The sequence below is a fragment of the Paenibacillus sp. MAEPY2 genome (assembly GCF_000499205.1).
In the GTDB taxonomy this organism is placed as follows: Bacteria; Bacillota; Bacilli; order Paenibacillales; family Paenibacillaceae; genus Paenibacillus; species Paenibacillus vandeheii.
Genome location: NZ_AWUK01000027.1, coordinates 1 through 13,658, shown reverse-complemented (window position 1 = coordinate 13,658; position 13,658 = coordinate 1). Strand labels below are relative to the sequence as shown.

The 13,658-nt window shown below is 48.5% G+C and carries 11 protein-coding genes; 1 reads left to right on the top strand and 10 read right to left on the bottom strand.

Annotation, left to right across the window (positions count from 1 at the left end; genetic code table 11):
* Nucleotides 1-149 precede the first annotated feature (149 nt).
* Nucleotides 150-494: a hypothetical protein gene (locus P364_RS0119780; RefSeq protein ID WP_024631813.1), complete on the bottom strand. Its 345-nt coding sequence runs from the start codon at nt 492-494 to the stop codon at nt 150-152.
* 125 nt (nt 495-619) lie between these two features.
* Here P364_RS0119780 and P364_RS0119775 point away from each other — a divergent pair, with 125 nt between their 5' ends.
* Nucleotides 620-1,018 (top strand): hypothetical protein, encoded by a 399-nt coding sequence (locus P364_RS0119775; RefSeq protein WP_024631812.1) that lies wholly within the window; start codon nt 620-622, stop codon nt 1,016-1,018.
* 233 nt (nt 1,019-1,251) lie between these two features.
* Here P364_RS0119775 and P364_RS0119770 read toward each other — a convergent pair whose 3' ends face one another.
* The 9 genes from P364_RS0119770 to pepF form a co-directional block, all read right to left on the bottom strand.
* A complete protein-coding gene (locus tag P364_RS0119770; RefSeq protein WP_024631811.1) occupies nt 1,252-4,425 on the bottom strand; it encodes a bifunctional cytochrome P450/NADPH--P450 reductase in 3,174 nt (1,057 codons plus the stop codon).
* Nucleotides 4,426-4,795: 370 nt separating this feature from the next.
* Nucleotides 4,796-5,350, bottom strand: a complete 555-nt coding sequence (locus P364_RS0119765; protein WP_024631810.1) for a glutathione peroxidase — start codon at nt 5,348-5,350, stop codon at nt 4,796-4,798.
* A gap of 219 nt (nt 5,351-5,569) precedes the next feature.
* Entirely contained in the window at nt 5,570-6,295 is a 726-nt protein-coding gene (locus P364_RS0119760; RefSeq protein ID WP_024631809.1) for a LutC/YkgG family protein, read from the bottom strand.
* A complete protein-coding gene (locus tag P364_RS0119755; RefSeq protein ID WP_024631808.1) occupies nt 6,285-7,799 on the bottom strand; it encodes a LutB/LldF family L-lactate oxidation iron-sulfur protein in 1,515 nt (504 codons plus the stop codon). Before P364_RS0119755 ends, P364_RS0119760 begins: the two co-directional genes overlap by 11 nt.
* On the bottom strand, nt 7,796-8,524 hold the full coding sequence (locus P364_RS0119750; RefSeq protein WP_024631807.1) for a (Fe-S)-binding protein: 729 nt from the start codon (nt 8,522-8,524) through the stop codon (nt 7,796-7,798). Before P364_RS0119750 ends, P364_RS0119755 begins: the two co-directional genes overlap by 4 nt.
* A 67-nt stretch (nt 8,525-8,591) precedes the next feature.
* On the bottom strand, nt 8,592-9,350 hold the full coding sequence (locus P364_RS0119745; RefSeq protein ID WP_024631806.1) for a DeoR/GlpR family DNA-binding transcription regulator: 759 nt from the start codon (nt 9,348-9,350) through the stop codon (nt 8,592-8,594).
* Between the two features lies 1 nt (nt 9,351).
* Nucleotides 9,352-10,845 (bottom strand): rhamnulokinase, encoded by a 1,494-nt coding sequence (locus tag P364_RS0119740; RefSeq protein WP_024631805.1) that lies wholly within the window; start codon nt 10,843-10,845, stop codon nt 9,352-9,354.
* Between the two features lie 239 nt (nt 10,846-11,084).
* Nucleotides 11,085-11,600, bottom strand: coding sequence for a DUF2500 domain-containing protein (locus P364_RS0119735; protein WP_024631804.1), 516 nt, complete (start codon nt 11,598-11,600; stop codon nt 11,085-11,087).
* A 108-nt stretch (nt 11,601-11,708) separates the two neighbouring features.
* Nucleotides 11,709-13,511, bottom strand: a complete 1,803-nt coding sequence (pepF, locus tag P364_RS0119730) for an oligoendopeptidase F (RefSeq protein WP_024631803.1) — start codon at nt 13,509-13,511, stop codon at nt 11,709-11,711.
* Nucleotides 13,512-13,658 lie beyond the last annotated feature (147 nt).

The window sequence follows — 13,658 nt, the reverse complement described above, 5'->3', positions numbered from 1 at the left end:
CAACACCAAAAGCGCAAGTGACAGGGAACATCCCCCTGTACTTGCGCTTTTGGTGATTTGTTATCGAGATGAGTCTCTCCACAACGGATGAATAACCGATGCCGGTTCCGTAGACTCCCTTTATTTATATGAGAAAACGAACCTTTCGTTTACGCTTTCCGTTCCCACGCAGGGTGTCGATAGAATTCAATCGTATCAATATAGTTCACCGTGTACTTCTGTTCGACTTCCGACAGCTCCAGCAGCTTTCGGTCGATTTGTTTCAAACCCATGACCACGTCATGCCGAAGAAGGTCCATTGCAATTTTGCCCACAAAGCTGCCATCCATCTCCTTGTGTTTATTCCGAAATTCTTCATTATAGATCAGTTCCGGCGTAAACGATGCTTCAACGAAGGCGTTGACAAGCGTAAGCTCATCCCCCTCCATCTGTACCGCGATATAATAGTTGCCACGTTCATCCCGAATGAGGTCTTTATACATTTCCACGATCATCTGAATCACTCCCTATATCTTAAGTTGTACTATTGTAATGAGTAAAGAACATGGGCGCCATATTGCTCACCTCTTGCCCTCGTCCATTCATATAGTAGGTATAAATGGCGAACGGAGGATTGCTTATGAATTGGCACCAACTTCATACAGGAAAAACACTACAGCAGCGTCTGGCCGAGTTACAGGGACATCTGGCAGAATTGAATGCTCCATTGTCCGGTCTGGAACCTGGAATAATCAGCAAAGTTTTTCCGCGCAGTTTTATCAAAGTCAATCGGCAGTTATTTGTTCCACTTAGTTTGTTTTCCATTCGTGTATTTGATATTCCACGAGCACGACGTGGCGTACGGGTAGGCATTCGCACGGTATTCCCATCGAGAAATGCATTTAACAATATCCGACTTGTTGGTGTTGGATTGGATTACATTGAGCTCCAGGGAAAAGGTAAATTCTCCTCACGTATTCTCTTTCCTTTAACCCAGGTTGAATCGATCTATCGTCCAACGAATAAAAAGAAGAAATAAGGGGTCCAGAAATAGCTAAATCCTGTCTCTGCCTGGAACAGCCCGATTAGAGAAACAATCCATACCGGGGTTAACCTCATGTCATAATATGCATGTTTCTCTTCCTTAGTATAACTCATACATGCATGGGTCTGCTCGGATATTGAGCCATAGCAAAAAGCGGTGAGCACAGAACCCTTCTGTGTCTCACCGCGCAGATGCCTACTTATTAAAGGGATCAAGATGTATGCACATCAGATGCCTGTCCACACATCCTTGGCATATCGTCCTTCCTGCTGCAAACGTTCTAACCAAGCATCGGCTTGCTCCGTGGAGTTGCCGCTGACATCAGCGTACGCTTTCTTGAGGGTTGCTTCAACATCAGGTGCCATCTTGCTGCCATCGCCGCAAACATACAGATGTCCCCCCTGTTCGAGCAGAGGAATCAGCTTGTGGGCATCATCTCTCATCAGATGCTGCACGTAACACTTCTCTTCCCCGTCCACGCGGGAAAACGCCGTATGAAGCTGAACAAGACCCTCTTGCTCGGCTGTTTCGAGTTCATTTTTATACAGATAATCATGTTCCGGGTTGCGACATCCAAAATACAGATGGGCTTCGCCAACCTGCTGACCTTGTTCCTTCATTACACGTCTTGCCTGCAGGAAACCACGGAATGGAGCCACACCTGTTCCCGGACCGACCATAATAATCGGAGCCTCTGCCTTCTCTGGCAGTTCGAACCCGGACTCAGGCTTCCGTATGAACATAACGACCTCTTCACCCGGCTTCAGGTTCGCCAGATAGTTGGATGCTATACCTTTATACTCGCCCTGACCACTCCAAGCTGGTGCACGCACTACACTGACGGTAATGCTGGCCTGCTCAGGCTGCACTTTCGGTGAACTGGAGATTGAGTAATATCGTGCTTTCAAGGAAGGCAGCAGCTCCAAGAACCGCTCGAAAGGCAGCTCACATGCCTCGTATTTGACCAAATAATTCAGCATGGATATGCGTTTCTTACGCACTTCTTCCATGTATACAGATTCATCAAGAAGTTCTTCGAGCTCCTTCTTATGCGGAGGGCACACCGTGTACGCCGCCAGTTCTCTCAGTTGGGCCCGAGTTGCCGCTTCCTGAAGCTCCACACTGTGACTCAGCAGATCAACCAAATTAACCGGTTGGTGCAATGGCAGATGAGCAGCGCTGCGACCGGAAGCATCCAAAACGAGATGTTCCGTACCCGTGAATCCATATCGTTTCAGTACACGTTCTACGAGCTCAGGCGGGTTTTGTGGCAAAATGCCCAAGTGATCGCCTTCCTTATATGTGGCGCCTTCAGGCAGTTTAATCTCCAGATGTCGTGTGCTTCGTTCGCTGCCTGCATCGTGAAGTTCCCGATTCTCAAGCACTTCGGCAACGTGTGCATCATACGTATCTGCGAGCGGTGTTACCGCCAGTCCGCTGACAAACTGTACAGACAAGGAGCTGCGTTCGCTACCTGAACTTGTATTTAACTTGAGTCCCAGCGTTCGTGCCAGATCCGGCCATAATTGCTCGGTCCAGTCTCCAACCTGTTTCTCAAAGTCCCCGCTGGCATCACTTTCTCCGATGGGTGATAACCGTTCTGCCCCTTTGGAAGACAACTGCTCATCAATCAACCGCGGAATGCGCTGGTACGTACTGGCCCAGTTGTGGTCCCCACATCCAAGAACAGAGAACCGCACGCCTTTGAATTCCCCTGCATCCGCATGTTCAATCCATTCGACGAAATCCTTGGCATTGCTTGGCGGTTGACCATTGTAGGATGCACTCACAATGATGACGGCGCCTTCCTTGGGCAATTTACCTACTCGATCATCCAGGGTAGCCACCTCACTGCGGAAGCCCTGATATCTGGCGGTATCTGCGATTTCACGCGCAATGCCTTCCGCCGTCCCTAGATTGGATCCATACAGGACTAGCATTGGGGTGTGATGGGCATTGGCTGTATCCGGTTCTTGTCTTTTGGCAACCGGAGTCGGCTCCTCCATGGCAACACCCGGAACAGCCATGACCGGCTGACCCCCACGAGCACGAACACGTATTGTGAAGTTGTCGGGTTTGAGTGTCAACGTTTCTTTCACTTTCAACTGATAGTCCGCATGATCGATGAGTTCAAAATGCTTCAGGACCATGCCCAGCACAAGTGTGGCTTCCTGAAGGGCGAACTGCTGACCAATGCAGGCACGCTGACCATTCCCAAACGGTTTGTAGGCATCATGTGGCACCTTGCTCGGATCTTCGAACCGTTCCGGCCGGAATGCTTCCACATCGTCACCCCACGCATCGCGGTCCCGGTGCAGCTTGGGAATGAGCACACTGACACTGTCCCCTTTTTGCAAAGGATATTTCCCGTCCAGAACAAGGTCTTTCTTGGCATATAAGGAGAATGCAGGAGCTGTAGGCCACAACCGCAAAGCTTCATTCAAAACCATGCGAACATATTTCAGATTGCGAACCTGATTGTATGTCGGAACCGGATCTTTCAGAATCTGATCTGCTTCAGCCTGAGCCTTGGCGAGTGTATCCGGATTTTTCATTAAATAATAGATGGCAAAGGACAACAAGCCACTCGTCGTCTCGTGTCCGGCAATCAGGAAGGTGATGATCTGGTATCGAATATTTTCATCGTCCAGCGTTTCCCCGGTTTCCGGGTCCTTGCCACTGAGCATATGGGACAACAGATCGTCTGCCCCTTCCTGAGGCTGCTGCTTGCGCTCCGCAATAATATGATCCACCAGAGAGAACATCGAACGGATATCCTGCTCAAACTGTTTCTTTTTGGTGATCATCAGCTTGTCCTGCAGACGCAAACGCTGCAACGAACTCATCGATTCGTCCAGTGCTCGAACCATGCTCGTAATGAACGGATGCGGTTCTTCCCGGTAAAAGCTGTTAAACCGATAATTGAATCCACACAGTCCAATCGTATCCAAGGTGAGACGAGTCATATCATCCGGTACGTTAACCGTCTCATCCGGGTTCAATCTGGACCACTTCTGCACGAGCTGTACAGCGAGATCAATCATTTTGTTATGATATCCCTGCATCGCACGTTGGCTAAAGCTTGGCAGCAGCACATTATGAGCTTTTTTCCAATTCGGTTCTTGAGTCCAACTCGTAAACAGGCCATCTCCGGCAAATGCACGAACCTTCTCCAGCGGTGCCCATACACGTTTATCGAATTTGGACTCGTCGCTTACCTCGGCTACCAGGTTGTGACCTGAGATATACAGTTCGCTTCGTGTCGGATACTCCATTCGAAAAATGGGTCCGTACTCTTCAGCGAGTTTCACCAGGGATTGTACAGGCTCATCGGTATTTATCTGCGGTAAGTTTCCTAAAGGCCCAAACGTTTTGGGTTGGGGAACTGAAATTTGCGCCATGATACTCACTCCTCTTCCAAGTAATACGTTCTACAAAAAAATAATACCTTCGTTCAACTACGACTTCAGAACAATAGACATGACTTCATTTTCTGCACATTTTCATATTTCATCCAGATAACTTAAAAATGACAGTTGGAACCAACTGACCGAAATGGTTTATTGGTCATTTTAGAATAAAAAAAATGGGTTCCTTCGTTATCTTTCTTTTACCCTAACATTTCCAGTCTCAATCTTCAACAGTCTCAAAGTCGTAGGACCAATGGGTAGCCATTAGATTGATCCGGAAAATTTTGGCCCCTCTTGGCCCAACCATATTGAGTTTTTAGAACTTAATGAGCTGCTTCATTCTCGAAATAAATCGTAAAATCTAGGACCTCATCAGCAGATCCTTAATCGCAGACTCCATCTCTAACGGCGCAACCGTAGTCTCATAGCGGCCACTCACTTCCCCGGTTCGATCAATTAAAAATTTGGTGAAATTCCATTTGATCCCGTTTCCCCGGTATAAGTCGGGATGTCTCTCCTTGACAAATTGATCCATCCATCGACCTTCTTCCGATGCCATATCATAACCCTTAAATGGGGCAATCTCGACCAGATAGCGAAACAAAGGGTGCATCGATTGCCCGCTGACCTCAATCTTCTCAAACATCGGAAAGGATATATGAAAATGATTTCTGCAATACTGAGCTACTTCATCATTGCTCCCCGGCTCCTTGTGATTAAACTGATTACAGGGAAATGCCAGAATCTCCAGCCCTTGAACACAGTACTGTTCGTACAGTTGCTGAAGCTCGGTGAATTGTCGAGAGTAACTGCACTTGCTCGCTGTATTCACAATAAGTAGTACTTTGCTCTCATAAGCAGATAAGTCGCCCGTGTGTCCATCCATGAATGGAACCTGATAAGAAAATATACTCATTCATAACGCCTCCTTGGTCGGTTCTCACATAAACCTTCTCTTGAAATGGATTATACACTTATCCTCTTAATAGGTTAAATATATAATTAATATTATATTTATAGGATATGTCTATATAATAAAAATACAGGAATGCAACAAAAAACTGCCCTCAGCAGACAGAAGCTGCTTCATGGACAGTTAGTAAGAGCGATATTAATGCTAATTTCCAGAAAGTGGTTACCCCATAATAAGGCCATATACAATGCCCGGTCCATGTACCCCAATGGTCAGATCATTTTCAATGTCGGAAGAACGACTGGGACCGGAAATAAAATGAATGCCTGCCGGAAGATTCTCTCTTCCCGCTTCATCGAAGCGATTAAGCGTTTCACCAAGTCTGGTGTACAGCCGTTCGATTGGAATAATAATGATGAGTACAGTGGGCAATAAACTAACGGAACGCCCCTTCTCCGGCGAAGAAAGCACTGTGACAGAACCCGTATATGCTGTAGCATAATCCGCCATCACTACACCGATGTCTGCCTCAGCTGCCCTCGCCTTCCAGTTTTCGTCTGCCTGACTGTTCCACACTGAAATCTGCACATCCGGGAGCTGCTTTTCCAATCCAAGCTCCATCAGCGCCTGTTCATTCTGACGTATGATATATTTCGCACTTAATTCATGAGATTTAGTAGCGATGAAGTCCGCGGCTTCGCCAATATCTCTTACCCGCGCAATATGAGCCCCTACACTCACAAAATTATCGGTGAATGCCTGTATGCGCTTATCTATATCCCACTCCAGGTCCGTCCAGAACCCGGGTGCACCGCGAAAAGGTTGGGTCGGAGCATGCCTCTGGCGTGGTCTTCTCAATTTGGATGCAATATCATTCATAAAGTGTTCCTGCTTCGCACGAGACTTCTTCTCCAATTGCTCCAGCCATTCCTGATGTTCAGTGTTCATGTTGACCACCTCCCTCGCGTTCACGAAGAATCTGTTCCATTCGGTTCCGCACGGAGGAATCCATCTCTATCTTCTCCCGATTCAGCTCCTGATCCAGCTTGTTCCATTGCTGCCGGAAGGAGCGCTTCGCCAGGCTTGGCGCAACCCGATAGCTGTTCCAGCCCTTAAGAGGCCCAAGTTTGAGTGAAATTCCGTTATTGCGTACAACGGCTTTCTGGCCAATCTGTCCGAGACGAATAGCCGCGCCGAAGCGTTTAGAATTGCTTACAACCGCTGCAAAACCTTTCATGCCAGCACTTTCAAGCTTATTGCCATGGCCCTCTTCCACCTTGCGTCTGCGTAAATATACGAGCATATCATGCAGCGGAATTTTGACCGGACAGGCTTCGTAACAGGCTCCGCACAGACTGGAAGCACCCGCGATGTCGTTCCATTCATCGATATTGCCATTCAGTGCAGGTGTAAGTACTGCTCCGATCGGTCCACTGTACGTTCCACCGTAAGCATGCCCGCCGATATGACGATACACCGGACAAGCGTTCAGGCAGGCCCCGCAGCGAATACAGTTCAACAGCTCCTGGAATTCGGGATCACCCAACTGAAGTGAGCGTCCATTATCGACGATAATAATGTGCATTTCATCTGGTCCGTCCCCATCTTCTGTTCGTCGAGGGCCGGTTATGCCTGACATATACATCGTCAATTTTTGACCTGTCGCAGAGCGTGGCAACAGGGTTGCCATTACCTCGAGATCCGTCCAGGATGGAATGATGCGTTCCATGCCCATTAAGGTAATCTGTGTTTTTGGCACGGTGGATACCATGCGGGCATTGCCTTCATTTTCAAATAGGACCATCGAACCCGTCTCCGCAATCGCAAAATTGCAGCCTGTCATCCCAATATCGGCTTCAAGAAACTTCTCGCGCAGCTTTTTGCGTACAAATCCGGCAAGTACGGTGGTGTCCGGTTCCAGAATTTCACCCGCTTCCTTGGACAACAGGTCCGCAATCTGGTAACGGTTTTTGTGAATAGCCGGAATGACGATATGAGATGGAGCTTCACCTGCCAATTGAATGATGTATTCACCCAGATCGGTCTCTATCGCTTCAATGCCTGCGGACTCTAATACATGGTTGAGATGCACTTCCTCGGACACCATGGACTTGGATTTGACCACGGTGGAAGCCTGCTTGTGAGTCGCAATATCCAGTGCAATCGCCGCTGCCTCCACCGAAGTATCGGCAAAATGAATATGAACCCCATTGGCACGTGCATTATTGACGAATTCATTCAGGTAATAATCCAGATATGCGATCGTATGCAGACGAATCTGACGTCCACGTTCACGCCATTCTTCCCAGTTGCCATGTTCTTCGGATGCGGACTTCTTGCCATTACGCAATCGCTCTGTCGTAAATTTGACGGCTTTGCGCAGGAAATCATCATTCAACGCCAGTTCTGCACGTTCTTTGACGGTAACATCCATTGTACCGGGCTGACTCATCCTGTTTGCACCCCCTCATACAGCAGTTCGGCCAAATGCATTACACGCACCGGTTCATTCCGATACCGCAGATTGCCCGAAATATTCATTAGACAGGCCATATCCAGGCCCACCAACACTTCGGCTTCCGTTTCTTTGATATGATCCACTTTCTCCGTGACCATGGCACCGGAAATATCCGCCATTTTGATAGCAAATGTTCCGCCAAAGCCGCAGCAGTCCTCTCCGAAAGGAAGGGGAACAAATTCCAAACCTTTTACAGCAGACAGTAATGCCATAGGCTCATCCTTTACGCCTAACAAACGGCTGCCATGACAGGAGGGGTGATATGTAACCTTATGCGGAAAATGGGCACCCAAATCTGTGATCCCAAGCACCTGAACGAGAAACTGAGTAAATTCGTAGGCTTTGGCTTCCAAGCGTTTAGCCTTCTCCAGCCATACAGGTTCATTGGCAAACAGTTCGGGATAATGATGAATCATGTACGTACAGGAGCCCGAGGGACAGACGACAAAATCACTGTCATCAAAGGCTTCCAGAATCGTTTTGGCAGCTACCCGTGTCTCATCCCAATACCCGCTGTTGTAGGAAGGCTGACCGCAGCAGGTCTGCACGGACGGGAAATCCAACCGAACGCCATGCGCGGCGAGCAATCTCACCATCGCCTCCCCCACACGGGGATACATGGCATCACTGAGGCAGGTAATGAATAAGGAGACCTTCATGATTACACGCTCCTATAACTGATGAATTGTGGTTATAACGCATATAAGTATCGAATAACGGGTTATTTTAGACCCTTGTGATCTTGATATCATAGCCGTTCAAACGTTCTATCAAATCATCGTCAAGCGACTGATCCGTAATCACCTCATGGACCGCATCTAACCCGGTTACCCGGGCAAATGCACGAACCCCAAACTTGCTCGTATCGGCAAGCAAAATAACCTGGTCGGATATGCCGACCATTTTCTGCTTCAACCGGGCTTGAAGCTCATTGGATTCACTGATGCCGCCTTCCAGGTGCACACCTTTACAAGACAGGAACAATTTATCGACATGGTATGTTTCCAGAGAACGTTCAGCGAGCGGTCCAACAAAAGACAGAGACCGTTGGGCCAGCTGGCCTCCAGTCGAGATGACTTCAATCTTGTCCCTGCTGCTCAATTCGGTGGCTACCTGTATGGAGTTGGTTAATACGGTTAGTGGCATATCCGGCATATTGGCCGCCATGTATCCTGCTGTCGTGCTGGCATCCAGTAAAATTCGATCACCCGGGCGAATTATGGAGAGGGCCGAGTGAGCGATTCTTTTCTTTTCCTCTGCATGTGTTGTTTCCCTTACCCGGTAAGGGATCTCCGGCTGCTCTTCCTTTACGCTGACAGCGCCTCCATGGGAACGACGCAGTCGTCCTGCTTGCTCCAGACGGTCCAGATCACGCCGAATGGTCTCTTCTGTTACCCGGCAGTGCTCACTAAGCTCGGATACACGTATACTCCCTTTCACATTAACCATCTCGACAATCCGGTCATAGCGTTCTGCTGCCAGCATGTTACACCTCGCTTCTTGCTTGCGATTCCGATGATGCGCTCAATCTTAGAAATCTGCCGTATGCTTCTTCCCAGATCGTTCTGTCCTTTGGCTCATAATCGGTAACCGGGAATGAATCGCGGATGACCCTGCGGGCTTCCCATATATCTTTAAAGGCTCCACTTGCCATCCACTGTACAGCCATGTTTCCGATCGCACTGCCTTCTGCCGGACCCGCCCATACGGGTTTGCCAATAGAATTGGCAGTCCACTGACACAACAAGCGATTCTGGATGCCACCACCAACCATATGCAAGCCATTAAAAGATTGTCTGGACAGTTGTTCCGTCCACTCCAGCACTCTTCGATACTTCAGTGCAAGGCTCTCCAGAATGGAACGGGCAATGGCTCCCTGATCTTGCGGTTCATCCTGACCTGTATCACGGCAATACTGTTGTATACGAGAGGTCATATCCCCTGCTGCCATAAACCGTTCATCATCGGGATCAAACAGGCTTGTAAACGGAGGTGCAAGTTCAGCCCTGCTCAGTAACTCCGCATAGCTGATTCCCTGTCCTTTCCGTTCCCATTCGCGCATGCATTCCTGCAAAACCCACAGGCCCATGATGTTCTTGAGCAAACGGAATGTGCCTCCTGCACCGCCCTCATTCGTAAAATTGAGCGCCAAACTCTCGGAACTAATGGCAGGATGGTCAATCTCCGTGCCCATAAGCGACCAGGTTCCACAGCTCAGGTAAGCAAATGAACGCTCGGTTGCCGGAACAGCGACGACCGCTGAACCTGTATCATGTTCGGCAACCGCGATAACCGGGATGGCAGACAGGCCAAGATCACTGCAAATGCTGCTGCGCAGCTGTCCCACACGAGTACCTGGCATGACTGCTTCTCCAAACAACGTCTCCGAAATGCCGATATGTGCGAGCAGTTCAGCGTCCCAATAGCCTATGGTTGGATTATAGAGCTGCGTTGTGGTGGCGTTGGTAAACTCATTCACCGCTTCACCAGTCAGAAAGTAACGAAGCAGATCGGGGATCATGAGGAAACGCTCCGCTTCGTTAATCAGTGGGGAGCCACTTCGCTTAAGTGTTGCCAGCTGGTACAGTGTGTTAAAGCTAAGGAACTGGATGCCCGTGCGTTCGAAAATCCGCTTAGAGGTCAATTCCTTACGCAGCTGATCCATCATGCCGTTAAACTGTGCATCACGGTAATGATACGGATTGCCCAATAATTCACCATGACTCCCAAGCAGTCCAAAATCAACCGCCCAGGAATCAATTCCCAGACTTTCAGGCTGCTCTCCCTTTTGTTTAACAAGGTACAGCCCTTCCAGCAATTCATGGTGCAGCCTCAATATATCCCAGTGCAGCCGCTCCCCCGCTTTTACCGGTTCATTCTTGAACCGATGAATCTCCATCGTTTCCATTCCCCGATCATTCAGATGACCCAGCAGTGCTCTCCCGCTTCCAGCACCCAAATCATACGCCAGCACACTCACCACTCTTCACCAGCCTTTCATCCCATACTTTGTTTCGCGCTCGAACATGACTTGATTTTATTCATCACTACTCTGTACTTTATTCTTCACTTTATTGTTTGTTTATTTTTGTTTAGTACTGTTTAGCTTTATTTAATGAGTATATCACCAATGTAAGCGTTTGAATACCCTGTGATTCGTATCTTTCCCCATACCAAAAACGACTCTCTCCACTCGGGAGGAGCCGCTTTCCTGTTATTTTACGTATAAAAGCTGTTATTGCTCGCACCAGACTGAGGCTGTACATCTCTTTCAAAATGCTTGAACCTTGTCCCTTGATACGTCAGCATGCCTCGGTCATTTTCCACAAACATCCCGTAATTTCTGCCACCAACATTTAACTCCACACGGTCCCCATTATCCAATTCAAACGTGGCATAATACCAGGTTGATGCACTGCTGTCCCCGCTCCCACCTGTGACTTCTGTGCGCTTTGCCACAATCGTTGAATGCAAGGTTAACAGTGCTGAAGCATTGTTCGATGACCATGTGCTCACCCCTGAGATAATGGCATAGACAATAACACCTGCAATAATGAGAAATATGCCGCCAATAAAAATCGAACCAAACGTGCTCATCGTAGTGAACTCATTGATTCCTGAAAAAAAACCTCCCTGATTGCCCTCAAATCCCGGAACATCATTCATGTCATCAAAAATACCGAAGCCGTCCATGCTTAACCAGCCCAGCGATGAAGATATGCTCAATGACGTCATTCATCATCGTTCCCTTCTCCCTGCAAATTAAGATGCACCGCCCCCTGCCAAGGAGACGGTGCACGCAGACAACCCTACAAGCCTTGTCCGTATACTATATGAACCTGATTACGAATACAGACGTTCAAGTTCATCAACAAGAGTGCCAACATAGGCGACAGCAGCACGAATCGGCTCAGGTCCAGACATGTCCACACCCGCAAGCTTCATCAGCTCTTGCGGGTCAAGACTTCCTCCCGCTTTCAATGCGTCAAGCCAGCGATCTACGGCAGGCTGTCCCTCTTCCCGAATTAGCTGTGCAGCGGCGGTAGATGCCGTCAGACCTGCTGCATAGGTATATGGATATAATCCCATATAATAATGAGGCTGTCTCATCCAGGTCAGCTTGGCCCCTTCGTCGATCACCAGATCAGGCCCCCAGAACTCGGAGAGGATATTTCCTTTCAGCTGACTTAACGTCTTCGCCGTAATCGGTTCATCCTTGGTTGCGAGTGCATACACCTGACGCTGCAATTCACCTTCAAGCAGATGTGTAACAAAGTTATGGTAATACGTATTGAGCAATTGCAAAATGACCCAACGACGCATTCTCGGGTTATCAGAACGTTTCAACAAATGATCTGCCAGCAGCATTTCATTCATCGTGGAAGGCGCCTCTATGAAATAGAGGGATGGTCTTGTATTCGTAAGCCGTTGATAATGCCCGGCAAGCATGAAATGTCCGGCATGCCCCACTTCATGGGCAAGTGTGAACGCACCGCGCATATTATTTGCCCAGGAGATCAAGATATAGGAATGGGAACCGTAGATGGACGAGCAGAAAGCTCCTGTCGATTTGCCTGCATTATCAGCATAATCTACCCAGCGCTCACTGAATGCACGTTCCACAATATCGCCATATTCAGGCCCCATCACGGCAAGAGCTTCACGGATGAGCGTGCAGGCCTCCTCGTATGTAATGGCAGGACTGAATTCAGGGTCCAGTGGTGCCTTCAGATCGCAGAACATCAGTTTGTCCAGTCCCAACTCACGTTTCTTGAGCGCGGCCAGTCTGCGCATGTGAGGGGCGAGTTCCTGCTGGATGATATCCAGTACATTGTCGTACATCTCTCTGCTTACCTGCTGTGGACTGAGCAGCATATCCGTAACATCATCGTATCCACGCAGCCTGGACAAGACGACCTGCTTCTTCACTTCGGTGGCGTAACCTTCAGCAAACGTATTTTTGTAATCATTCAGCTTGGAGCTGAATGCGGCATAGGCAGAGCGGCGCAACTTCGTATCCGATGACATTTCATAATTGTTCTCATAGAATGACCAGGACAGCGGGCGGTTATTGTCATCACCATCAAGCGCATCGTCAAACGTCATGTCTGCCAGTTTACCGCGCAGATAGATCCGGTATGGCGAATCCAGTACTTCCCCAAGGGAAGCCAGTACCTTCTCCGTTTCGGGCGAAAGACGATGTGCCTTTTCCTGTATTAGACGATCCAAGCTGCGAGCATACGGCTGCAAACCCGGAAGTTCTTCAATATAACGTTTAATCGTTCCATCGGGAAGATCCAAGATCTCGGAATTCACAAAAGACAAGGACGACGACAAATTCGATAAAATGTCTCCCGCCTTGGCTGAATTCTCAATATTCGCGGGATTGGTACTATCCTCCGACTGTTTCAGCCGGGCATACGAAGCCGTTTTGCTAATGCGTTCCTGCAAAGCTTCTCGGGCATCCAGACAAGCGAGTAAATGCTCGGCGCCTTCGCCCAGATGTCCTTTGAATGTTTCGATATGGGCAGCGGCCTCAGGTAATGATCTAAGCTCCTGCTCCCACTCAGCGTCAGTCCCAAACAAGTCTCGCAAGTCCCAGGTAGTCTCTTGGCTTACTTCATCGCGTGTACGTATTTTTTCCATCGTTAAATGTCCTCCTCCTCGCATTTCCAATATCTCTCATCGTATCATATTCGAAGCATTTATACCTTACATATCCTAAAATGAGCCTTTAGATTCAAGGGATTATAGATTGGACTAAACAATATTCACACTTACCACTCCGATGAC